The sequence below is a fragment of the Rhizobium sp. C104 genome, from assembly GCF_022354505.1.
GTDB classification, from domain to species: Bacteria; Pseudomonadota; Alphaproteobacteria; order Rhizobiales; family Rhizobiaceae; genus Rhizobium; species Rhizobium redzepovicii.
In genome coordinates this window covers 3,227,322-3,251,375 of sequence record NZ_CP092348.1, presented here as the reverse complement: position 1 = coordinate 3,251,375, position 24,054 = coordinate 3,227,322, and the positions used below count along the sequence as shown (strand labels likewise).

At 62.6% G+C, this 24,054-nt stretch carries 17 protein-coding genes and 4 pseudogenes; 2 read left to right on the top strand and 19 right to left on the bottom strand.

What is annotated here, in order from left to right; translation table 11 throughout:
• Nucleotides 1–8: 8 nt before the first annotated feature.
• The 15 genes and pseudogenes from metK to MF410_RS17210 form a co-directional block, all read right to left on the bottom strand.
• A complete protein-coding gene (gene metK / locus MF410_RS17280) occupies nt 9–1,247 on the bottom strand; it encodes a methionine adenosyltransferase (protein WP_097624649.1) in 1,239 nt (412 codons plus the stop codon).
• Nucleotides 1,248–1,425: 178 nt separating this feature from the next.
• Nucleotides 1,426–1,845 carry a helix-turn-helix domain-containing protein gene (locus MF410_RS17275; RefSeq protein ID WP_003589003.1) on the bottom strand — a complete coding sequence of 140 codons (420 nt, stop codon included), beginning with the start codon at nt 1,843–1,845 and terminating at the stop codon, nt 1,426–1,428.
• 148 nt (nt 1,846–1,993) lie between these two features.
• Nucleotides 1,994–3,597, bottom strand: a pseudogene (lnt, locus tag MF410_RS17270) (apolipoprotein N-acyltransferase).
• Between the two features lie 111 nt (nt 3,598–3,708).
• Nucleotides 3,709–4,862 (bottom strand): annotated as a pseudogene (locus tag MF410_RS17265) (hemolysin family protein).
• Nucleotides 4,859–5,374, bottom strand: coding sequence for an rRNA maturation RNase YbeY (gene ybeY, locus MF410_RS17260; protein ID WP_097624651.1), 516 nt, complete (start codon nt 5,372–5,374; stop codon nt 4,859–4,861). Before ybeY ends, MF410_RS17265 begins: the two are co-directional and overlap by 4 nt.
• Nucleotides 5,374–6,423: a PhoH family protein gene (locus MF410_RS17255; RefSeq protein ID WP_088940002.1), complete on the bottom strand. Its 1,050-nt coding sequence runs from the start codon at nt 6,421–6,423 to the stop codon at nt 5,374–5,376. The genes ybeY and MF410_RS17255 overlap by 1 nt, the downstream gene beginning before the upstream one ends.
• Before the next feature lie 18 nt (nt 6,424–6,441).
• Nucleotides 6,442–7,850 (bottom strand): annotated as a pseudogene (miaB, locus tag MF410_RS17250) (tRNA (N6-isopentenyl adenosine(37)-C2)-methylthiotransferase MiaB).
• Nucleotides 7,851–7,899: 49 nt separating this feature from the next.
• On the bottom strand, nt 7,900–8,697 hold the full coding sequence (locus MF410_RS17245) for a 1-acyl-sn-glycerol-3-phosphate acyltransferase (protein WP_097624653.1): 798 nt from the start codon (nt 8,695–8,697) through the stop codon (nt 7,900–7,902).
• A 27-nt stretch (nt 8,698–8,724) separates the two neighbouring features.
• Nucleotides 8,725–9,153 (bottom strand): Fur family transcriptional regulator, encoded by a 429-nt coding sequence (locus MF410_RS17240; protein WP_012556376.1) that lies wholly within the window; start codon nt 9,151–9,153, stop codon nt 8,725–8,727.
• Between the two features lie 83 nt (nt 9,154–9,236).
• Nucleotides 9,237–9,737, bottom strand: coding sequence for an N-acetyltransferase (locus MF410_RS17235; RefSeq protein ID WP_003570810.1), 501 nt, complete (start codon nt 9,735–9,737; stop codon nt 9,237–9,239).
• Nucleotides 9,734–10,396, bottom strand: coding sequence for a tRNA (adenosine(37)-N6)-threonylcarbamoyltransferase complex dimerization subunit type 1 TsaB (gene tsaB, locus MF410_RS17230; protein ID WP_097624654.1), 663 nt, complete (start codon nt 10,394–10,396; stop codon nt 9,734–9,736). The genes MF410_RS17235 and tsaB overlap by 4 nt, the downstream gene beginning before the upstream one ends.
• An 89-nt stretch (nt 10,397–10,485) precedes the next feature.
• Nucleotides 10,486–11,052, bottom strand: a complete 567-nt coding sequence (locus MF410_RS17225) for a NifU family protein (RefSeq protein ID WP_239619909.1) — start codon at nt 11,050–11,052, stop codon at nt 10,486–10,488.
• Nucleotides 11,053–11,157: 105 nt separating this feature from the next.
• Nucleotides 11,158–11,649 (bottom strand): universal stress protein, encoded by a 492-nt coding sequence (locus tag MF410_RS17220; protein WP_003583845.1) that lies wholly within the window; start codon nt 11,647–11,649, stop codon nt 11,158–11,160.
• An 86-nt stretch (nt 11,650–11,735) separates the two neighbouring features.
• Nucleotides 11,736–12,800, bottom strand: coding sequence for a tryptophan--tRNA ligase (trpS, locus tag MF410_RS17215; RefSeq protein WP_097624655.1), 1,065 nt, complete (start codon nt 12,798–12,800; stop codon nt 11,736–11,738).
• Between the two features lie 96 nt (nt 12,801–12,896).
• A pseudogene (locus tag MF410_RS17210) lies at nt 12,897–13,296 on the bottom strand (VOC family protein).
• A gap of 187 nt (nt 13,297–13,483) precedes the next feature.
• Here MF410_RS17210 and MF410_RS17205 point away from each other — a divergent pair.
• Entirely contained in the window at nt 13,484–13,912 is a 429-nt protein-coding gene (locus tag MF410_RS17205) for a D-Ala-D-Ala carboxypeptidase family metallohydrolase (protein WP_097624657.1), read from the top strand.
• Between the two features lie 12 nt (nt 13,913–13,924).
• Here the strand turns inward: MF410_RS17205 and murJ are convergent, their stop codons facing one another.
• The 4 genes from murJ to mutS all read right to left on the bottom strand — a co-directional run bounded on the left by murJ (nt 13,925) and on the right by mutS (nt 21,546).
• Nucleotides 13,925–15,505: a murein biosynthesis integral membrane protein MurJ gene (gene murJ / locus MF410_RS17200; RefSeq protein WP_097624658.1), complete on the bottom strand. Its 1,581-nt coding sequence runs from the start codon at nt 15,503–15,505 to the stop codon at nt 13,925–13,927.
• Nucleotides 15,506–15,515: 10 nt separating this feature from the next.
• Nucleotides 15,516–18,422, bottom strand: a complete 2,907-nt coding sequence (locus MF410_RS17195; RefSeq protein WP_097624659.1) for a [protein-PII] uridylyltransferase — start codon at nt 18,420–18,422, stop codon at nt 15,516–15,518.
• A gap of 107 nt (nt 18,423–18,529) precedes the next feature.
• Nucleotides 18,530–18,805, bottom strand: coding sequence for a hypothetical protein (locus MF410_RS17190; RefSeq protein WP_012556384.1), 276 nt, complete (start codon nt 18,803–18,805; stop codon nt 18,530–18,532).
• 14 nt (nt 18,806–18,819) lie between these two features.
• Nucleotides 18,820–21,546 (bottom strand): DNA mismatch repair protein MutS, encoded by a 2,727-nt coding sequence (mutS, locus tag MF410_RS17185; RefSeq protein ID WP_097624660.1) that lies wholly within the window; start codon nt 21,544–21,546, stop codon nt 18,820–18,822.
• Between the two features lie 113 nt (nt 21,547–21,659).
• On the opposite strand from mutS, the gene MF410_RS17180 reads away from it, so the two are divergent.
• Entirely contained in the window at nt 21,660–23,945 is a 2,286-nt protein-coding gene (locus MF410_RS17180; RefSeq protein ID WP_097624661.1) for an NADP-dependent malic enzyme, read from the top strand.
• The last annotated feature ends 109 nt before the right edge of the window (nt 23,946–24,054 follow it).

The following is a 24,054-nucleotide window of genomic DNA, read 5'->3' as shown; positions in this document are numbered from 1 at the left end:
GCTTTATCTCAGGCCTTTACGCTTTCCTTGAGGGCCTTGACGAGGTCGGTGCGCTCCCAGGAGAACGAGCCATCGCGGCCGGCCTTGCGGCCGAAATGGCCATAAGCGGAGGTCTTCGCATAGATCGGCTTGTTGAGGTCGAGATGGCGGCGAATGCCCGACGGAGACAGGTCCATATTCTTGCGGATCGCTGCTTCGACCTGATCTTCGCTGACCTTGCCGGTGCCGTGCAGGTCGACATAGATCGACAGCGGCTGGGCGACGCCAATCGCGTAGGAAATCTGGATCGTGCAACGGTCGGCTAGGCCGGCGGCAACGACGTTTTTCGCCAGATAGCGGGCGGCATAGGCAGCCGAACGGTCGACCTTGGTCGTGTCCTTGCCGGAGAATGCGCCGCCGCCATGCGGTGCGGCACCGCCGTAGGTGTCGACGATGATCTTGCGGCCGGTGAGGCCCGCATCGCCGTCCGGTCCGCCGATGACGAACTTGCCGGTCGGGTTGATGTACCACTTGCAGTCGTCAGCGATCTTCAGTTCGCCGAGCGCCTCGCGGATATAAGGCTCGACGACGGCGCGGACCTTCTTCGAATCCCAGCTTTCGTCGAGATGCTGGGTCGAAAGCACGATCGACGTTGCTTCGGACGGCTTGCCGTCGACGTAGCGCACGGTCACCTGGCTCTTGGCGTCGGGGCCGAGCTTGGCGACTTCGCCGTCACCCTTCTTGCGGGCAACCGCGAGCAGCTGCAGGATCTTGTGGGAATAATAGATCGGCGCCGGCATCAAATCCGGCGTTTCCTTGCAGGCGTAACCAAACATGATGCCCTGGTCGCCGGCGCCCTCGTCGCCCTGCTGGTCGGCGGCGCTGTCAACGCCCTGCGCGATGTCGGCCGACTGCGAGTGCAACAGCACATCGATCTTGGCCTTCTTCCAGTGGAAGCCGTCTTGCTCGTAACCGATATCCTTTATGGCGCGGCGGGCAGCGGCCTTGAACTTAGAAGGATTGATGACGTCCTTGCCCTCCTTGTCCTTCTTCATCAGGCTCGGCGGCAGGCGGACTTCGCCGGCGATGACGACACGGTTGGTGGTCGCCAGCGTTTCGCAGGCAATGCGCACGCCCCACGGATTGACGCCTGTTTTGGCCGCTTCGCGGTAGACCAGATCGACGATCTCGTCGGAGATGCGGTCGCAAACCTTGTCAGGATGACCTTCGGCAACAGATTCGCTGGTAAAGAGATAATTCGCGCGCATTCCGGGATTCCCCTCAAAGAATAAAAGCTAGCTAGTAGGTACTCAGTTCGAGGCCCGATGACAAGCGCAGAAGGACATAAATATATCTTTATATCTGCGGCAAAGTGACAAATTTTGCCCCAAAAACGCAAAAAAGGCGGCCTTTCGACCGCCTTTGGGATTCAGCGATTGGTGTGGCTCAGTCGGAGTCGGCCTCGGCTGCCAGAGCCTTCACCAGCTCCACGACCTTGCGGCGAACCTTCGGATCGGAAATCTTGACGAAGGCGCGGTTGAGCTGCAGGCCTTCGGAAGAGGAGAGGAAATCGACGACGTAATTCGAGCTGGAGGCTTCGGCCATGCCGCCGCCGGCGCCTGCATGTTCGCCGGGTGCGTCCTCGAAGAAAAAGGAAACCGGAACATTGAGGATGTTCGAGATGTTCTGCAGACGGCTTGCGCCGACGCGGTTGGTGCCCTTTTCGTACTTCTGGATCTGCTGGAATGTGATGCCGAGGCTTTCGCCAAGTTTTTCCTGGCTCATGCCCAGCATTGTTCGGCGAAGACGAATACGGCTGCCAACGTGGATGTCGATCGGATTCGGCTTCTTTTTGTTTTCAATCATGGTCGTGCCCTAGCTAAGAATTTCAACCTGTTTAACCGGCATGCCCCTGATCCATCCCAAACGCCACGTTGCAAGCGGTGAGAACCCACCTTTGAACATACGTCCGGAACGCCGATTGTCATCACTATGCAATTTTAGGGGTTTTTGGTCAATTCAACCCGGAAATAAAACCTCTACGAGAAACCAGCGCAATCAAAATGAGCAGCGCCTCGGTCAACCAGAAGTATGTTTGCCGGGGGAATGCCGTCCCCGCTTCTACGCCTAACCTATCAAGAGTTGCATCAATAAAGCCGGTTTGTTCGAGATCGAGGCCGGCAATAATTTCCCCTGTGCATTCACAATTGCTGAAATACCGCTGTTGGCGTCGCGAATCAGCGGCAGTCCGGTTTCAACAGCTCGCACCCGCGCCTGCTGGAAGTGCTGATAGGGGCCTGGCGTCGCACCGAACCAGGCATCATTGGTGATATTGAGGATCGCATTGGCGTCTTCGATGTCGCCGGTCATTTCATCGGGGAAAATGATCTCGTAGCAAATCAGCGGATAAAGATTGAGCCCGCCGGGCAGCGCCAGCAGGTGCCGGCTCACTGCTGCCGAAAACCCTCCTGGTATTTCGACGACGTTCTGGATGCCGAATTCGGTGAGCAGGTCCTCGAAGGGCAGGTATTCGCCGAACGGCACCAGATGCACCTTGTCGGAGGCGGCGATGATCTGGCCGCGGCCGTCGATCACATAGATGGAATTATAGTAGCGCGTCGGCGTGCCGGGCCCCATCTCCTCGGCGCGCACGGCTCCGGCAATCAGGATCTGGTTGTCGTCGAGCGTATCGGCGATCCGCGTCAGCGCATCCTGATTGTCGGTCAGTATGAAGGGGATGGAGGTTTCCGGCCAGACGATAATGTCGGGCTTGCGCCCGCCATTTCTCGGTGCTTCGGCCGACAGCTTCAGATGCGTCTCGAAGATCGCATTGCGATCGGCGTCGTTGTCCATCTTTGCCGCCTGGTCGATATCAGGCTGCACCAACCGCACCACCGGCCGCTTATCTTCAGGCAAGGCTTCGGCCCGCGGCGCGACATAGAGGGCATAAGCGCCATAACCGAGATGGGCGGCAAATAGCAGGACGGCGAGCGCGATGCCGGTGCGTGCGCCTTGCCGGGTGCCGACAAGGGCCGGCGCGGAAAAGACGAATACGGCAAGGGTAGTCACCCCCATCGCCCCGATCACATGCGCCGACTGCATCATCAGTGGAACCGGCATCATGCCATAGCCGATGGCGTTCCAGGGAAAGCCAGTCAGGACAACGCTTCGCAGCCATTCCATCAGCCCGAAGCCGGCCGCCAGTGCGGCGATCCGTCCCATGCCGTCGGACCAGAAGATGCGGGCAAGGGCCACCGCCAGCCCGTAGAAAATCGCCAGACAGGCCGGCAGCCCGAGAATGGCGAGTGGCAGCGCCCAGGCGAATTCCTCCTGATCGACCAGCAGCGCATGGCCGAGCCACCACAGGCCGGCGACGAAATAGCCGAAGCCGAACAGCCAGCCGGTGGCAAATGCCGGCCACAGCCTGCCGATGAGGCCGCTGTCAGGCGAAGCCGCGGCCCCGTCGATCAGCCAGACGAGCAGCGTGAAGGAGACGAACATTGCCGCGAAGAAGCCGAAGGGTGGCAGCGCCAGCACGGCGAATGCTCCGGCGGCAATGGCCAGCAGCGACCGTTTGAAACCCCAGACGAGGATAACCCTGTCCGCAAGCCGCTCCATGCGCACTCCCATCAAACCGCGAATCAACCCATGCGCAGTCTTTCAAAAAAGCGGCTCTTTGTCCTGTTAATGAAGATCGCCCGGAACCGCGCAGCGGGTTCCGGGACAGCATTAATTGGCGGTTGATTCCGCTGGCCGGTCGTCGCCGGCGTCGGAGCCGGGGGAATGTCGCCATCCACCTTGGCGCGGCGGCGGATCGCATGGCGCTTGCGGGTGATGCGCAGCCGCTTGATGCGGCGCGGATCGGCGTCGAGGATGTGGAATTCGAAGCCCGGCAGCGCCTGCACGACCTCGCCGCGCACCGGGATGCGGCCGAGTGCGGAGAAGATCAGACCGCCCAGCGTATCGACCTCGTCGACCTGCTCGCTGATGTCGAAATCCGGCCCGATCGCCGCGGCGATCTCTTCCAGTTCGACGCGGGCGTCGGCAATGAAGACGTCTTCGGCAACCCGCTTGAACATCACCTCTTCGTCGTCGTGTTCGTCGTCGATGTCGCCGACCACCATTTCGACGATGTCCTCATGCGAGGCGAGCCCGTCGGTGCCGCCATATTCGTCGATGACCAGCGCCATCTGCGTGCGGTTCACCTGCATGCGGCGCAACAGGTCCGAGGCCAGCATCGACGGCGGCACGAACAGGATCTTGCGGATGATGCCGGCTTCCGTCAGCGTCTTCTGCAAGTCGACGCGGGCGAGATCCAAATTCGGCTTGGCCGGCCGCGTGGTCTTCTGGATATTCTCGGGCGCAACCTCGATCGCCGGCAGCGCCGGCAGGGCTGCGGCCGGTTTCGCCGGGCCGCGGCGCTTGTTGCGCGCCTGCTTGGCGACATAGGAGAGCAGATCGCGGATATGCACCATGCCGCGCGGATCGTCGAGCGTGTCGGCATAGACGGGCATGCGCGAGCGGCCGGATTCCTCGAACAGGATCATCAGCTCGCCGATGGTGATGTTCTGGTCGACCGCCTCGATATCGGCGCGCGGCACCATCACGTCGGCGACGCGCACCTCGCGAAAGCGCAGAATGTTATGCAGCATTGCCCGTTCGTCGGGTGAAAATGCGTCATCGCCGGCCGCATCGGTCATCAGCGCGTCGGCAAGATCCTCGCGCAGCCGCGAGCCCTGCTGCGGGCGAAGGATGCGCGCGGCGCGCGACCAGAAGGATTGGGATCGGCCGGATGGCCGACTACTACTGCCCGCCTCGTCGGAAGAGGAGGATGGCTCGGAGTCCTTGGCGTCTGCCGCCGGCTTCGTCGTAAAGTCGCTCATGGTTCCATTTTAAGGTCTTGACCCTCGTAAGGATCAGATAGGCCGAGCTGCGCCAAAATGCGAGTCTCCAGCCCCTCCATAATTTCGGCTTCATCACTATTCATATGGTCGTAGCCGAGAAGATGCAAGAAACCGTGCACCAGAAGATGGGTCAGGTGGTCATCGAAACTCTTTTCGAGCTCGATGGTTTCCCGCTCCACCGTCTCCCGGGCGATGATGATGTCGCCGAGCATCGGACCGGGCATTTTACCGGGCCGAACCGGAAAGGCTGGAAAGGAGAGCACGTTGGTCGCCTTGTCCTTCCCCCGCCATTCGGCGTTGATGTCCTGGATCGAGGCGTCGTCGGTGAAGACAAGCGAGACCTCGGGCGGCATCGTCGGGAAGGGCTGCTTCTCGCTGTCGCGGAGATAGACCAGGGCAGCGCCGAGCACGCGCTCGCAAAAGGACAGCAGCGTCTCCTCGCCCGGCCAGCCGATGTCGTCGACGCTGATCTGGATGTCGAGTTCTGCCATCAGTCCTGCCGGCTGACCGCTTCGGCTTCGGCATAGGTGGAATCATAGGCCCTGACGATGCGCCCGACCAGCGGATGGCGGACGACGTCGGTATCCTTGAAGCGCACGATCGAGATGCCCTCGACACCGTTGAGAAGCTGCAGCGCCTCGACGAGGCCGGATTTGACGCCGCGCGGCAGGTCGATCTGGCTCGGGTCGCCGGTGACGATCATCCGCGCATTCTCGCCGAGACGCGTCAGGAACATCTTCATCTGCATCGATGTCGTGTTCTGTGCTTCGTCGAGGATGATGGCGGCGTTGGCGAGCGTGCGGCCGCGCATGAAGGCGAGCGGCGCGATTTCGATGACGCCGGCGGTGATCGCCCGGTCGACCTTGTCGGCGGGAATCATGTCATAGAGCGCGTCATAGAGCGGGCGAAGATAGGGATCGACCTTTTCCTTCATGTCGCCGGGCAAGAATCCGAGGCGCTCGCCCGCTTCGACGGCCGGGCGCGACAGGATGATCTTTTCGACCGCGCCGCGCTCCAGCAGTTGGGCAGCGTGGGCGACGGCGAGATAGGTCTTGCCGGTGCCGGCCGGGCCGACGCCGAAGACCAGCTCGGCCCGCTCCAGCGCCCGGATATAGGCGTCCTGTGTCGGCGTGCGAGCAATGATCGTCTTCTTGCGGGTGGAAACCTGCGCCATCGTCAGCTTGGCCTTGCGCTCCATGGTGGGAAGGCTGAGCTGATCGTCGGCGGCGACCGCCATGCGGATTGCGCCCTCGACGTCGGATCGTTCCACGCTGCCGCCTTTCTGAAGTTTTTCATAGAGATAGTCGAGCGTGCGCCGCGCCTGGTTGGTGGTCACGACATCGCCTGTGATGACGACCGAATTGCCGCGGGCCCGCGCATCGATGTTGAGCCGTTCCTCGAGCAGCTTGAGGTTCTGATCGAATTGACCGAAGAGCTCGCTGGCGAAGCGGTTGTTCTCGAACGTCAGGACGAAGTGATTGGTATCGCTCGGCGTGCGGGGGTGGCGCGGTGAAGAAGAAACCAATTCTTGTCCGTTCAAGCGGTCGGGCTCCTTGAGTTAAACCGCAGCCTCTGCGCGTTCGGCAAACAGGCTGTTGTTTCCGGTTCCTGTGATTCGCACTTTAATAATGTCACCGATTTGCGATGCTTTTGCATCAACATTCACGGATTGAAGCCAGGGAGAACGTCCGATCAGCTGTTCCGGCATGCGACCGGGCTTTTCCAGCAACAGGTCGATCTCTTTGCCGACGCAGGATTCGGCAAATTCCTGCTGCTGCTTCACGAGAAGCGCTTGCAGGCGTTCCAGCCGTTCTGCCTTGATCTCTTCCGGCACCTGGTCCTTCAGTTCCGCGCCGGGGGTGCCCGGCCGTGTCGAGTATTTGAACGAGAAGGCCTGCGCATAGCGCACCTTCTTCACAAGTTCTAATGTATCCTCAAAATCTTCGTCTGTCTCCCCGGAAAGCCGGTAATGAAATCGCCGGACAGGGCGATGTCGGGCCGCACCGTGCGAATGCGTTCGATCAGCGAGAGATATTCGGCCGCTGTATGGCGCCGGTTCATCGCCTTCAGGATACGGTCGGAGCCCGATTGCACCGGCAGGTGCAGATAGGGCATCAGCGCCCGAAGATCGCGATGGGCGTCGATCAGCCGGTCGTCCATGTCGCGGGGATGGCTGGTGGTGTAGCGCAGCCGCGCAAGGCCGGGGATCTCGGCAAGCCGGTAGAGCAGGTCGCCGAGGCTCCACGCCTCGCCCCTCGGCCCGGCGCCGTGCCAGGCATTGACGTTCTGCCCGAGCAGGGTGATCTCGCGCACGCCGCCTTCGACCAGCTTTTCGGCTTCCTCGACGATCTGGGCAACCGGCCGCGACACTTCCGAGCCGCGGGTATAGGGCACGACGCAGAAGGTGCAGAATTTGTCGCAGCCCTCCTGCACCGTCAGGAAGGCGGTGACGCCGCGGGCTCGGATCTTCCGGCTCTCGGCGATCGGCAGATGCTCGAACTTGTCCTCGACCGCATATTCCGTATCGACGACGCGCTGGCCCTGCTTGGCCCGGCGCAGCGCCTCCGGCAGGCGGTGATAGGTCTGCGGGCCGATGACGACGTCGACGGCGGGCGCCCGGCGCAGGATCTCCTCGCCTTCGGCCTGGGCGACGCAGCCGGCAACGCCGATCATCATCTCCCGTCCGTCCGCCGCCTTCTTCTTTTTCATGTCGCGCAGCCGCCCGAGCGCCGAATAGACCTTCTCGGCCGCCTTCTCTCTGATATGGCAGGTGTTGAGCAGAACGAGGTCCGCCTCTTCCATATCCTCAGTCGGTTCGTAACCGTCGCGGGCGAGCGCATCGCTCATGCGCGTGGAATCATAGACGTTCATCTGGCAGCCATAGGTCTTGATGAAGACCTTGCGGCTGTTGGAACCGTCGCGGCGTGTCGGCTCCGGAGCCTGGAGAAGGGCGCTGTCCTGTGTCATGGCGCGCTATTTAGTGGTTTTTGCCGCCTGAGAAAATCGAAATCTTCTTTTAGGAGATTTCGCGCCCGCGCAGGCGGCTGTTCAACAGGTTGCGGATGCGTGAGGCGATAGTCGCGCTCACTTCCTTGCGATTGGTGTCGGCGCGGTATTCCACCGCCTCGCCGAAGGAAACCTCTGCGTCGATGGCGCCGCATCGCACGATATCGATCAGGTGCGGCAAGAGCTCGATATCCCCCGGCCAGGCGGCGAGCGGCCGGTGATAGCGGCCCATGGCGATGCCGTGCACCCTGGTATAGGCAACCGCCACCGGCTGCACCACCACGGTTCCTGTGGGCGAAGCGGGCACGGCCATGGCGGCAGCGCCGAACAGCGAGGACTTGACCTCCAGCAGCCGGTTGCCGTCCGAGGTCGTGCCCTCTGGGAAGAGCACGACGATTTCGCCATCGGCCATCCGCCCGGCGATCTCGTTTGCCTGATGGCCGGTCTTGCGCCTCTCCTCGCGTACGACGAAGACGCTCTTCTGCAGCTTGGCGAGCGTGCCGAAGATCGGCCATTCGGCCACCTCGATCTTGGCGATGAAGGCGACGTCGGCAACCGCCGACAGCACCATGATATCCATCCAGGAGGAATGATTGGAGCAGAGCATCAGCGGCCGGCGCTCTTCCAGCTGGCCGGTGACGCGGACGCGGATGCCGAGGCAATAGCAGATGATACGGTGCCAGACGCGCGGCAGCCGGCGCCGCAGCCGCCAGTCGAAACGGAGGGCGAGCAGTTGCAGCGGCACGAGCACGATGCTGACGGTCAGGATGACGACCGCAGCACAGGCAATGCGCAGCCAGGCGATCAAATGCTGGTCTCCCCGGCGGCCATTGCTTCAGAGGTCTTCCTTCTTCAGCGGAACGCCGTAGAGTTCCAGCCGGTGGTCGACCAGCTTGAAGCCGTGCTCGCGAGCGATGCGCTCCTGCAGCGCCTCGATCTCCGGCGAGCGGAATTCGATCACCGTGCCGGTTTTCAGGTCGATCAGGTGGTCGTGATGCTCTTCCGGCACCGTTTCGTAGCGCGAGCGCCCGTCGCGGAAGTCGTGGCGGGCGATGATGCCGGCATCCTCGAACAGTTTCACCGTGCGGTAGACGGTCGAGATCGAGATCTTCGCATCGACCTTCACCGAGCGGCGGTAAAGCTCTTCGACATCGGGATGGTCTTCCGAATCTTCGAGGATGCGCGCGATGACGCGGCGCTGCTCGGTCATGCGCATGCCGCGTTCGGTGCAAAGCTCCTCAAGGGTCTTGGCTACATCAGGCATGGCCCGCCTTCAAAAGATATTCGTCTTGCGACAATGCCGAAGGGCTTTGGCGCCGATCAGCAAGTCATCTCTCTGTCAGGGAACTAGCGAAGAACGCGCTTCATGACAAGCGCCGTGGAGAGAGCGCCGTTTTCCTGCTTGTAATAACCCTTGCGTTCCCCGACCTTTTCGAAGCCGAGCTTGCGATAGAGGCCAAGCGCTGCCGTATTGCCGTCGTCGACTTCGAGAAACATGCTCTCGCCGCCGCGTGCGCGTGCTTCCCGCATCGCTGCCTGCATCAGTCGCCAGCCGAGCCCGGCGCGAGCGACCTTCGCCTGCACGGCGATCGTCAGGATCTCCGCCTCGCCGGCGACATGGCGGGCGAGAATGAAGCCGGGAAGCGGCTTTTTCAGGATGGCATTGGTCTGGCGGGCGACGAAGCCGAACACGGTGTCCTGCATCAGCAACCCGTGAAATTCACCATCGCCCCAGGGCCGGGCAAAACGTTCGCCGTGCAGGACGGCGACATCGCGGCAATCCTCGCGCTCCATGGCGATGATCTCGAATTCCGGCTTCAGCGTCAGATAGGCTTCCAGCATCGTCATACTCGTCGGGCAATCGCATACCCGGCCTGCGGCTTGGCATCGGGTCCGCGCAGATAAAGGGGCTTCGGCTTTCCGGCATCGGGGGAGGCGGCAGCACCGAGGCGCGCCACGACGGAGATCGGGAAATTGTTGCTGTGATCGCCATGGGCGTCCGCCTTCAGCAGCGGCGTTGCCGATCCGGTGATCTCGCCGTCGAAGCCTGCGGCAAAAGCCTGCGCTTGCGCCACGCTTAACGCCCGTGGCGCGTCGAGGGGCGAACCATCCGATGAAAAGGACTGGAGGTAGATTTCGTCCCGCTTGGCATCCATCGCTGCCAGCACGGCGCGGCCGGGCGTTTTTTCGCGCTGGGCTGATGCCATGACCTCGAGCGTGGTGACGCCGACGGCGGGCACATTGAGGGAAAGCGCAAAACCGCGGGCTGCGGCAACGCCGACCCGGATACCGGTAAACGAGCCGGGGCCGATGGCGACGGCAATGCGGTCGATATCGGAAAGCGCCATATGAGCCTGATCGAGCGCGCGATCGACGATACCGATCAGATGTTCAGCATGCCCCTTGCCGATCATGTCCGATGCCTCCCCCAGCATCGTATTCCTGCCGCTGTCGTAAACGGCGGCAGCGCAGTCTACACCTGCCGTGTCGAGCGCCAGAACAATCATGCCATCAATTTCCGAAAAATCTATTGTCGCCTGATCATAAATTCGTCTGGCCGAACCACAGATGAACGGCCGGACGAACGCCAGAATTTTTAAGCGGCAATCACTTCCTGCACTTCCGGAACGAAATGGCGCAGCAGGTTCTGGACGCCATGCTTCAACGTCGCCGTCGAAGAGGGGCAGCCGGCGCAGGAACCCTTCATGTTCAGATAGACCTTGCCGTCCTTGAAGCCGCGGAAGGTGATGTCGCCGCCGTCCTGGGCAACGGCGGGGCGCACGCGGGTCTCCAGAAGCTCCTTGATGGTCAGCACGATCAACTCGTCGCCTTCGTCAAAAAACTCGTCGCTGGCGTCAACGTCTTCGGAGAGGATGGAAGCATCGCCCATGACAGGCTTGCCCGACATGAAATGCTCCATGATCGAGCCCAAAATAGCCGGCTTAAGATGCTGCCATTCGGCATCGTCCTTGGAGACGGAAATGAAATCATAGCCGAAATAGACACCGGTCACACCCGGTATTTCGAACAGGCGGGCAGCGAGCGGCGAAGCTTCGGCCTCCTCGGCACTGCGGAACTCGGCCGTGCCGCTTTCCATCACCACCTTGCCCGGCAGGAACTTCTGCGTGGCGGGGTTTGGCGTGGCTTCGGTCTGAATGAACATCTGGGTCTCCATGCGGCCGGCCCATGCCTCGCCGTCTTTAGAATTCTTCAAAAGAAGATAAGCCGATTGCCGGTGCCATTCAAGAGATTTTTACTCAAGAAATTGTCAGCAGAGGGCGTCGATTTCCTCATTGGTCAGCGTATCTGGCAGCACGGTGACCGGGATCGGAAACGCCGCCGCGCGGCCGGCGATCGACGAAACCAGCGGTCCCGGGCCTTCCTTCGCCGAACCGGCGGCCAGAACGAGGATCGCCACATCGCGGTCGTCCTCGATCACGGCGTTGATTTGTTCGGCCGCACCACCTTCGCGGATGACGATCTCCGGCTCGATGCCGATCGTCTCGCGCACGATCTGGGCGATCTTGGCAACGACCGCCTCGGCCTCCTCGCGCGCCTCGGCCCGCATGATCGCCTCGACGCCGAGCCATTGCTGGAAATCCCCGTCGGGAATGACGTAGAGCAGCACCAGCCCGCCATTGGAATTCTTCGCGCGCCGGCCGGCATAATGAACGGCGCGCTGGCATTCGGGTGTACCGTCGATCACCGCCATGAATTTGCGGCGATGACCTTCGAGCCGTGAGAGTCGCTTCGATACCATGGCGCGGACTCTGACACCCGAAGCGGAAAATTTGCAAGCCCAGTTTTTTCCTCTTCTCCTCCACGTGGGAGAAGAAGAGATCACTCTCAGTAAAGGAAGCCGATCACATCGCGGACTTGGCGCATCGTCACCTCTGCGCGGGCCCTGGCCCGTTCGCCGCCCCTGCGCAGGATAGCGTCGATATGGCTGGTGTCGTCCATCAGCCGGCGCATTTCGCCGGTGATCGGCGCCAGCACGTGGATCGCCAAATCGACCAGCGCCGGCTTGAAGACGGAGAACTGCTGGCCGCCGAATTCGGCCAGCACGTCCGCCTTCGATTTATCGGCAAGCGCCGCATAGATCGCCACCAGATTGTCGGCTTCCGGCCGGCCCTGCAGACCTTCCACCTCGCTCGGCAAGCCGTCCGGATCGGTCTTTGCCTTGCGGATCTTCTTCGAGATCGCCTCCTCGTCATCCATCAGGTTAATGCGCGAGAGGTCGGAAGGGTCGGATTTCGACATTTTCTTGGTGCCGTCGCGCAGCGACATGACCCGCGGCGCCGGTCCGCCGATCAGCGGCTCGACCATCGGGAAATAGGCATGCACCGGCTCGTTGCCGACGGTGATGTCGACACCGTAACCGGTCTTGCGAATATGCTCGGCATAATCGAGGTTGAACTTCATCGCTATATCGCGGGCAAGTTCCAGATGCTGCTTCTGATCCTCACCGACCGGCACATGGGTGGCGCGGTAGACGAGAATATCGGCGGCCATCAGGCTCGGATAGGCGTATAGGCCGAGCGAGGCCTGCTCGCGGTCCTTGCCGGCCTTGTCCTTGAACTGCGTCATGCGATTCATCCAGCCGATGCGGGCGACGCAATTGAAGATCCAGGCAAGTTCGGCATGCTGCGGCACGGCCGACTGGTTGAAGACGATATGTTTTTCCGGATCGATGCCGGCGGCGATGAAGGCGGCGGCGATCGAACGCGTCTGGCTCTGCATGTCCTCGTGCACCAACTGGGCAGTGAGCGCATGCATGTCAACGACGCAGTAGATGCAGTCATTGCCTTCCTGCAGCGCCACGAAGCGGCGGATCGCGCCGAGATAATTGCCGAGATGCAGATTGCCGGTCGGCTGCACGCCGGAGAATACGAGTTTCTTGAATTCGCTCATGTCGTCCTCAATAGGCTGGTGGAGGGCCCCAGGGCTGTTCGCCCATGTTGCTAACGCCGCGGCTTATGCACGGGCAGCCGATCGCAATCAAGAGGTTCAGGCAGCGTGATGCTGTATCAGATCGAAGCTGTTGCCGTAGGGATCGGCAAACACCGCGACCGTGCCGTAAACCTCATGCCGCGAGCTCCTCCAGAAAGCGCACGCCGGCGGCGCGCATTGCGGCATGGTCGCGGGCGAAATCGTCGGTCTTCAGGAAGAAGCTGACCCGGCCGCCTGTCTGGTTACCGATCGCCGCCCGTTGCGTGTCGTTTGCGGCCTGCGCCAGCAGAAAGGCTCCGCCATCTCCTCCTCTGGGCTTCACCACCACCCAGCGCTTGCCCTCCGGCTGCGGCTCGTCCTGAAGGCAATCGAAACCAAGGGCGCCGCAGTAGAATGCCTTGGCGCGGTCGTAGTCGTCGACGACGAGGGTGACGAGGAAAAGCGACTGGGTCGTCATGTCATATCTCCCGATTGAGATGTTTATTCCAGGCTGGATCGGCAATGTCCGTTATTTTAAGCCGAAGTGATCAAGTCCGTTACTCACAATTGAGTATAAAATTTCACAGAAAAGCTTTTATTGAACTGAAAATCCTCGACCGCGCAGGGGCGTGCGATGGCCGCCCTGTCAACCGCCAGGAGGAACCATGCAGACCGCCAGTTTGCTCGCCATGGCAGGCCTTTTCGCCCTACAATCCGCAACCAGCGCCGTCGGTCAAGACAGCAAACGGCCGGTCATTCATCTTCCCAAGCAGGAGGCACGCCCAGCCTACACCGTCCAGACCGTCAGTGTCCGCACCGGCTGTTTTCCCGCGCGTCTTCAGGCGGTGCTGTCGCATATCGCCGCAAAAACCGGACGCCGGCCGATGATCACCTCCGGCCTCCGGGCGCATCCCCGCCGCCATGGCTCCCTGCATGGAAAATGCCTGGCGGCCGATATCAGGATGCCGGGCCTGTCGGAACGCACCATCATCGCAGCCGCCAGGAGCGCGCCCGGCATCGGCGGCATCGGCACCTATTGCAACGGCATCGTTCATGTCGATGTCGGACCGCAGCGGCGATGGGTGGATTGCTAGACCTTGACGGCGCTACGCATCCTCCGCCGCCGCCGGCTTGCGGTTCAGATTGCGGCGGATCATGCCGAGATCGGCGCCGCCGATCAGGAAGGCGGCGGCGAAATAGACCAGCATGGAAATCGCGATCAGCAGCCCCAGCGTGCCGATCTTGGTTAGAAGCGGCGAGCCGGAGGCGAGCCAGGGTGCGAAATACTGCTTGAGAAAGACGATGGCCGCCCCCATGACCGCCGCCGCGACGATCAGCAGGGCGGTGCGTTTTGCCAGCGCCCATTCCCATGTCAGATGGCCGCGGCGCAACAGCGTGGTGAACAGCAACACGGTGCTGATCCAGCCGGCAGTGGCTTCGGCCACGGCGATGCCGGGCGCGCCCATAAAGGGAAAGAGGGTGAGCGCCGTGGCGCAGTTGGTGGCAACGGCGATCGCCGAAAAGCGCATCGGCGTCTTGGTGTCCTCGCGCGCGTAGAAGCCCGGCTGCAGCGCCTTGATCAGCACGAAGGCCGGCAGGCCGATGCCGTAGATCGCCAGGATCGCGCCGACGACGGCGGTGTTTTCCTGATGGAAGGCGCCGCGCTCGTAAAGCACGCGGATGATCTCGTCGGAGAGGATCCACAGCGCGAATGCGGCAGGGATCGTCAGGAACAGCACGAATTCGATCGAGCGGTTCTGCAGGTTTCCGGCTTCGCGCAGATTGCCGCCCTTCAGCGCCCGGGCAAGTTCCGGCAGCAGCACCACGCCGACGGCGACGCCGACGACGCCGAGCGGCAGCTGATAGATCCGGTCGGCATATTGCAGGGCTGCGATCGCGCCGTCGCGGGAGGAGGCGATTGCCTGGCCGATCAACTGGTTGATCTGGGTGATGCCGCCGGTCACGGCGGCCGGCACCGCAAGGATCAGCAGCCGCTTGACGTTCGGCGTCATCTTCGGGAAGCGGAAGCCGATGCTCATGCCGGCCGCAAGCACGCCGATATAGACGACGGCGAGCTGCAGCACGCCGGCGGCAAGAACACCCCAGGAGAGATACCAGGCCGTCGCCAGCGGATCGGCGCCGGTATAGAGTGCATAAAACAGCGCCCCGATCATCACCACGTTGAGGAAAACCGGCGCGATAGCGGCGGCGAAGAAATGATGCAGCGAATTCAGCATGCCGCTCATCATCGCCGTCAGCGACATGCACATCAGATAGGGAAACATCACCGCCGCCATGCGGATGGTGATCGAGAACTTGTCGGGATCGTCGGCAAAACCCGGCGCGATGACGAAGCGCACCAAAAGCGGCATGGCAAGCTCCATCACGATGGTGATGAGGAGCAGCACTGAAAACAGCACGCCGAAGACTTCCTCGGAAAAGCGCTTGGCCCCTTCCGTGCCGTTCGCTTCGATCTCCTTGGCAAAAAGCGGTACGAAGGCGGCGTTGAAGGCGCCCTCGGCAAACAGCCGGCGAAACAGGTTCGGGAAGCGGAAGGCGGCGTAGAAGACGTCGGCCATCGGTCCGGTGCCGAGTGCGGCTGCCATCAGCGTTTCGCGGGCGAAACCGAAGATGCGGCTGCCGAGGGTGGCGCCGCCGACGGTTGCGAATTTCTTGACGAGGCTCATGCTTGCGGGCTCATGCGGGCGAATCGGCTTTCTTTTCGGCTGACGGCGATGTCCGGGCGGTGGCGGCCGGCGCGATGATGCCGGAGGGCATGCGCTCGCGCAGTTCGTCTTCCTCCTCGGCCATGACTGCCTTCAGCCGGGCGGTGATGTTGGCGCGCTTGCTGTCGCCGGAGATTTTCTGGCCGACCAGGTCGGTGACGTAGAAGGTGTCGATCACCTTCTCGCCGAAGGTGGTGATGCGGGCCGACTGGATGTCGAGCGACAGATCGGAGAGCACGGCGGTGATCTCAGACAAGAGACCCGGCCGGTCGAGGCATTCGACCTCGATGACCGTGAACTTGTTCGACAGGCTGTTGGTGATGTTAACCGACGGCGGAATGACGAAGGCCTTGCTCTTCTTGCGGTTGCGCGCCCGCGTGGCGATGACCTCGGGCAGCCGCTTGCGGCCGGACAGCACGTCCTCGATCATCCGTCCGATCGTCGCGGCCCGGCGCAGCTCGTCGGCATCGTCGGTAAATTCGCGGCTGACATGGATGGTGTCGAGCGCCCGACCGTCCGACGTCGTGAAGATCTGCGCGTCGACGATGTTGGCGCCGGCCGCAGCACAGGCGCCGGCGATAACGGCGAGCAGCCGCGGATGGTCGGGCGACAGCACGGTGATTTCGGTGATCGCGTGGAAACTGTCGGTGCGCACCGTGGTGGCGAGCGCCTGGCCGGCTTTGTCGGCCTGGCGGATGAAATGGGCGTGACGGATCTGGTCTTCCAGCGGCACCGAGAGCAGATAGGGCTGGTAGTGCAGCTTGGTATAGGTATTGCGGTCCTTCTGGCTCCAGTCGGCAAGGGCCGCATGCAGCGCCTCGGCGGCGGCATTGGCGCGCTCTTTGCGGGAGACTTCCGAAAAACCGCCGGCCAGCAGCAGCTCGGTTTCATAATAGAGCGTGCGCAGAAGCTGGCCTTTCCAGCCGTTCCAGACGCCGGGGCCGACGGCGCGGATATCGCAGATCGTCAGGATCAGCAGCATCTTCAGCCGGTCGAGCGACTGCACCCGGTCGGCAAAATCGGTGATCGTCTTGCGGTCGGTGAGGTCGCGGGTCTGCGCCACCATCGACATCGTCAGATGTTCCTCGATCAGCCAAACGACGATTTCCGTCTGCTTCTGCGACAGGCCGAAGCGGCCGCAGAGCTTGCGGGCGACGCGGGCGCCGGCAATCGAATGATCCTCCAGGCGGCCCTTGGCGATATCATGCAGGAGAACCGCGACATAGAGCGCCTCGCGGTCTTCGATGCCTGAGAACAGCTTGTTGGCGAGCGGATGCAGATCTTCGGCGCGTGCCTGATCGATCTCGGAGAGAACGTCGACGGTGCGGATCAGATGTTCGTCGACCGTATAGTGGTGATACATGTTAAACTGCATCATCGCGACGATCTTGCCGAATTCGGGGATGAAGCGGCCAAGCACGCCGGCCTCGTTCATCCGCCGCAGGATCAGCGCCGGATCGCGCTTCGAAGTCAGGATCGACATGAACAGCCGGTTCGCCTCGTCGTTTTCCCTGAGCCGGTTGTCGATCAGGGCAAGCGAGCGAGTGACGCGTTTCAGCGCGTCCGGATGGAATTCCAGCCCGTTGATGTCGGCGACGTGGAAGAGCCGGAGGATGCTGACGGGATCGCGCTTGAACACCTCGGCGTCGGCAAGCGCGATGCGGCCGCGGTCCTCGACGAATTCGACGCTGCCGGCGATCTTGCGGTTGCGATGGGTGAAGCGGCTGATGACGCCGGTCAGGCCCGGGATCGACTTCGCCTGCTGGTCTTCAAGCGCAGCGCAGAGGATGCGCGTGAGATCGCCGACATCCTTGGCGACGAGGAAATAGTGCTTCATGAAGCGCTCGACGGCCGAAAGGCCGGGGCGGGTGTGATAGCCGAATGCTTCGGCGATTTCGCGCTGGATGTCGAAGGACAGGCGCTCCTCGGCCTTGCCTGTCAGGAAGTGCATATGGCAGCGTACCGCCCAGAGAAAATCGTCGGCTTTCTCGAGCAGGCGGTATTCGTGCTTCGACAAGACGCCGAGCTTGACCAGCTCGGCCTGGTCGCGCACGTGATAATAATATTTCGAGATCCAGAACAGCGTGTGCAGGTCGCGAAGCCCGCCCTTGCCTTCCTTGACGTTCGGCTCGACGAGATAGCGTGTATCGCCTGCCTTGCGGTGGCGCTCGTCGCGCTCGGCAAGCTTGGCGGCGATGAACTCAGGGCCGGTACCGGTGACGATTTCCTTGTCGAAGCGGGTCTCGAGTTCGGTTTCCAGCCGCTGCAGGCCGCAGATGTAGCGCATTTCCAGGATGGCGGTGCGGATCGTCATGTCGGACTTGGAAAGCGCGATGCATTCTTCCACCGTACGGGTGGCGTGGCCGACCTTGAAGCCCATGTCCCAGAGCACGTAGAGCATGAACTCGACGGCCTTGTGCGTCTCCTCGGTCGGGCGCGGCGGGAAGAGGAAGAGCAGGTCTATATCGGAGCCCGGCGCCAGCGTGTCGCGGCCGTAGCCGCCGACGGCGGTGACCGCAAACTTGTCCTTCTGCTGCGGAAAGATATGGGCGGTGGCGAAATTGTAGAGGACGGTGATGATCTGGTCCTGCAGCCAGGAAATCCGGTAGGCGCAATTCAGCCCGCCGCCGTCGGCCATAAGTGCGGCCCGCGCCTTCTGCCGGCCTTCCGTGCTCGCCTTCTTGAGCACCGCAAGCAGGTCGGCGCGCAGCACGTCGGGCCGGTTGCGGTTGGCCTCGGCAACGGCGTCGCACTGCTTCTGCAACAACTCGACGTCGAGAATATGGGAAAAATCAAGCTCGCGCATCGCTGTCGCCGGGGCGGTTTCCTGTTCATGCCGGGCGGCCGCATCCGGGCTCGCCTCGTGTTTCGTCCGCATGCGCTATAACCCCTTTATCAGGCGATTGACACGGGCCCTCATACTGCAAGAACCTTTAAATTTGGCGAAATGGTGTTGGTAAGCCGCGCGACGGCTTTCCTGAAAACTCAGGCGGTGGCCCGCGCATTCAGCAAATGCAGCACCTGCCGCGTCTCTCTCATGATCTCCTCAAGCGACTGTCTGTCGCACTCGCGATAGCCGGCCTTGGCGATCGAAGTTCCGAGTTCCGAGATCATAGCGCAGCAGCGGGTAATTTTCAGCATGCCGATCGGCGACGTCCAGCCGCGCGCATTGCGATCGGCGTCGGCGCGCCGCATCGTGTCGAGCATGGAGCAGATGAGCGAGAGGCGCTCCGTTTCGCGTATCAGCTTTTCCATGAACATCGCGTGCCGCTGCCCTATTTCAATTTTTTCTTGAGGTCGTAAAGCGCGTCCATTGCCTCGCGCGGCGTCATATCGTCAAGGCTCATCGCCTTCAGCGTCTCCTCGACCTTGGACGGTCCGCGGGCCGTGTCCTCGCGGCGCACCGCCACCTGGAAGAGCGGCAGGTCGTCGATCAGTTGGCTCGCCGGGTTCTTGCGGTCGGCATCTTCGAGGCGAGTGAGCACATCGCGGGCCCGCGTCACCACCGAGGCCGGAAGCCCGGCAAGGCGGGCGACCTGGATGCCGTAAGAGCGGTCGGCCGCGCCCGGGCCGACCTCATGCAGGAAGATGACGTCGCCGTCCCATTCCTTGACGCGCATCGTCGCGTTCGATAGCCGGCCCAGCTTTTCCGAAAGCACGGTCAGCTCATGGAAATGCGTGGCGAAGAGGCCGCGGCAGCGGTTGGCCTCGTGCAGATGCTCGACGGAGGCCCAGGCGATCGACAGGCCGTCGAAGGTGGCGGTGCCGCGGCCGATCTCGTCGAGGATGACGAGCGAACGGTCGCTCGCCTGGTTGAGGATCGCAGCGGTCTCGACCATCTCGACCATGAAGGTGGAGCGCCCGCGCGCCAGGTCGTCGGACGCGCCGACGCGCGAGAAAAGCCGGTCGACGATGCCGATATTGGCTGAGGTCGCCGGCACGAAGGAGCCCATCTGCGCCAGGATCGCTATCAGCGCGTTCTGCCGCAGGAAGGTCGATTTGCCGCCCATGTTCGGGCCGGTCAACAGCCAGATCGCGCCGTCCTTGTCGCCTGCCTTCGGCGAGAGATCGCAATTATTGGCGACGAAGGGACCGCCCGCCTGCCGCCGCAGCGCCTGCTCGACGACCGGATGGCGGCCGCCCTCGATGGCAAACATCTTCGAGCTGTCGACCTGCGGACGGCAATAGGCCTGCTCTTCGGCGAGCAGCGCCAGGCTGGCTGCAACGTCGATGACGGCAAGCGCCCGGGCGCCGGATTTGATCGCCTCGGCTTCCGCAACCACGGCCGCCGTCATCTTCTCGAAGGCGGCAAGCTCGATCGTCAGCGCCCGATCGGCGGCATTGGCGATGCGGCTTTCGAGATCGGCAAGTTCGGTGGTGGTGAAGCGCATCGCGCTCGCCATCGTCTGGCGGTGGATGAAGCGGGCCTTGGCTTCGGCCGTGTCCGTCATCGGCGAGGCATTGCCGGCGGTCACCTCGATGAAATAGCCGAGGATGTTGTTGTGCTTGATCTTCAGCGACCGGATGCCGGTCTCTTCGGCATATTGCAGTTGCAGCCCGGCGATCACCCGGCGCGACTGGTCGCGCAACGCCCGGACCTCATCGAGTTCGGGGCTGGCGCCGTCGCGCAGGAAGCCGCCGTCGCGCTTCAGCAGCGGCAATTCGTCGGCAAGCGTTTCGGCCAGCAGGGTTTCGAGCGCTGCGGGAAGGGCCTGCAGCCCGGACAGCGCCTGGCCAAGCTCTTCCGGCAGCATCGCATTGGCAAGCATGGCTGCCACGTCGTTTGCCGCTTGAAGGCCCTGGCGAATGGCTGACAAATCGCGCGGGCCGCCGCGGTCGAGCGCCAGGCGCGACAGCGCCCGCGGCATGTCCGGCACATGTTTCAGCGTGTCGCGCAGATTGCCGCAGAGCGAGGGTTCGTCGATCAGGAAGCCGATCGAATCGAGCCGCGCATTGATGCGGGCGGGGTCGGTCAGCGGCGACAACAGCCGCTCGGCCAGAAGCCGCGCGCCGCCGCCGGTGACGGTGCGGTCGATCGCTTTCAGCAATGAGCCGTTGCGGTCGCCCGACAGCGTGCGGGCCAGTTCCAGATTGGCGCGGGTGGCGGGATCGATGAACAGCGTTGACGCCGCACTTTCCCGCTCCGGCTTGCCGAGCGCTGGCCGCTCGGCGATCTGAGTCTTCTCGACATAGGCGACGGCGGCGGCAGCCGCCGCCAGCTCGGCGCGCGAGAAGGTGCCGAAGCCGTCGAGCGTCGCAACGCCGAAATACCGCGCGATCCGACCTTCGGCGCTGGCGCTGTCGAAGAGCACGGCAGGCTGCGGCACGGCGGTGCGACCGAGCACGTCGAACACCGGCTTGAGTTCCGGATCGTGGAAGATCGTCTCGGGCAGGATCAGTTCGCGCGGATCGATGCGCAGGATATCGGCAAGCAGTCGCGAGGCTTCGGTTTCGGCCAGCCGGAAGACGCCGGTGGAAATGTCGATCCAGGCAAGCGCCAGCAAAGGTTCGGCCCCGCCGCGAATGCGGGTCAGCGCCATCAGATAGTTGGATTCCGAGGGCGAAAGCAGCTTTTCTTCGGTGATCGTGCCCGGCGTGACCAGGCGGACGACATCGCGCTTGACGACGGATTTGCCGCCACGCTTTTTCGCTTCGGCCGGATCTTCGACCTGCTCGCAGACGGCGACGCGGAAACCGAGCGAGATCAGTTTCTGCAGGTAATCGTCGGCCGCATGCACCGGAACGCCGCACATCGGGATATCCTGGCCCATGTGCTGGCCACGCTTCGTCAGCGTGATGCCGAGCGCGCGGGAGGCTTCCAGCGCATCCTCGAAGAACAGCTCGTAGAAGTCGCCCATGCGATAGAAGAGCAGCGAACCCGGATTGTTCGCCTTGATCTCTATATATTGCTCCATCATCGGCGTCGCCGAGGCACGACTTTCCGCCGTGGCAAGCTCGGCAGCCGAAAAGGCTTCATTCTCTGTGTCTATTCGTGCGTTCACGGAGGTGCAGTTTTTCCCAAAAAAACAGGTGCCAACCCTATCCGCGCGCCGCTATAGATGACAACAGCATTTGAGGAAGAGCGAAGCGTCGCCCACAGGACGTTGGAGGATTTATGCCCGATATCGATAAGAAGGACCGGCCGGCGACATCAGTTACCGACCAGGAGGCGCTCGATTTTCACGCCACGGGCCGGCCCGGCAAACTGGAAGTCGTCCCGACCAAGCCGATGGCGACGCAGCGCGACCTGTCGCTCGCCTATTCGCCGGGTGTCGCCGTACCGGTGAAGGCGATCGCCGCCGATCCGCAGACGGCCTACGATTATACCGCCCGCGGCAACATGGTCGCCGTCATTTCCAACGGCACGGCCATTCTCGGTCTCGGCAATCTCGGCGCGCTGGCCTCCAAGCCCGTCATGGAAGGCAAGGCGGTGCTGTTCAAGCGCTTTGCCGACGTCGATTCCATCGACCTCGAAATCGATACGGAAAATGTCGACGAGTTCATCAACTGCGTGCGCTTCCTCGGTCCCTCCTTCGGCGGCATCAATCTCGAGGATATCAAGGCGCCGGATTGTTTCGTCATCGAAAGCCGGCTACGCGAGCTGATGGATATTCCCGTCTTCCACGACGACCAGCACGGGACGGCGATCATCGCCGCCGCCGGCCTGATCAACGCGCTCGAACTGACCGGCCGCGACCTGAAGACGACCAAGCTCGTCTGCAACGGCGCCGGTGCTGCGGCGATCGCCTGCATCGAACTCATCAAGGCGATGGGCTTTGCGCCGGAGAATATCATTCTCTGCGACACCAAGGGCGTCATCTACCAGGGCCGCACCGAGGGCATGAACCAATGGAAATCGGCGCATGCGGCAAAGACCGATACACGCACGCTTGAGGAGGCGATGGACGGCGCTGATGTCGTTTTCGGCCTGTCGCAGAAGGGCGCCTTCTCGGCAGAGATGATCCGCTCGATGGCGGATCGGCCGATCATCTTCGCCATGGCCAATCCCGATCCCGAAATCACCCCGGAAGAGGTGGCCCGCATCCGCGACGACGCCATCATGGCGACCGGCCGCTCAGACTACCCGAACCAGGTCAACAACGTTCTCGGCTTTCCCTATATCTTCCGCGGCGCTCTCGACGTCCGCGCCTCCACAATCAACGACGCGATGAAGATCGCCGCCGTCAAGGCGCTGGCAAACCTTGCCCGCGAGGATGTGCCGGATGACGTGGTTGCCGCCTATCAAGGCAACCGGCCGCGCTTCGGCTCGCAATACATTATCCCGGTTCCTTTCGACCCGCGGCTGATCTCCGCGATCCCGGTCGCGGTGGCGGAAGCGGCGATCGAAACCGGCGTCGCCCGCAAGGTCATCACTGATATGGCCGGTTATGCCCGCGAGCTTTCGGCGCGCCGCGATCCGATCGCCTCGACGCTCGCCAGCCTCTATGAGCGGGTGCGCCGCCGCCCGAAGCGGATCGTCTTTGCCGAGGCCGAGGAAGAACAGGTCCTGCGCGCAGCACTCTCCTACGCCAACCAGCAGCTCGGCACCGCCATCCTGCTCGGCCGCGAGGACCTAATCCGGTCGACGGCCGAACGCGCCGGCATCGATCTCAACCGGCCGGGGCTTGAAATCGTCAATGCCCGTATTTCCACCCGGGTCGAAGCCTATATTGACTATCTCTATGCCAGGCTGCAGCGGCACGGTTATCTCCACCGCGACGTTCAGCGGCTAATCCATAACGACCGCAACCACTTCGCCGCCACTATGGTGGCGTTGGGCGACGCCGACGGCATGGTGACGGGTATCACCCGCAACTATTCCACCGCGCTGGACGATGTGCGCCGCTGCATCGATGAAAAGCCTGGCCACCGCGTCATCGGCGTGTCGCTGGCGCTCTGCCGCGGCCGCACGGTCTTCGTGGCCGATACCGCCGTCCACGACATGCCGACGGCCGAGCAGCTTGCCGATATTGCCGAAGAGGCCGCCGGTCTGGCGCGGCGCATGGGCTATCAGCCGCGCGTCGCCATGCTCGCTTATTCCACCTTCGGCCATCCCTCGGGCGAACGTTCGGAGCGGGTGCGCGAGGCGGTGAAGATCCTCGACAAGCGTCGCGTCGATTTCGAATATGACGGCGAGATGGCGGCCGATGTCGCATTGAACCGCAAGGTGATGGAGCAATATCCCTTCTGCCGCCTTTCCGGCCCCGCCAACGTGCTTGTCATGCCGGCCTTCCACTCGGCCTCGATCTCGACCAAGATGCTGCAGGAGCTTGGCGGCTCGACGGTAATCGGCCCGATCCTCGTCGGTCTCGACAAGCCGGTGCAGATCACCTCGATGGGCGCCAAGGACAGCGACATCGTCAACATGGCGGCGATCGCCGCCTATGGGGCGGGTTCGTAACCTGTCCTGCGTTTCTGAGACGCCTTTTGGCCCGGCCGACTGTGCGTCGGCCGGGCATTTATCCGGCTTTAGACTGGCGCCAAGGGGTGAAGCATCATGTGCGCCAAAG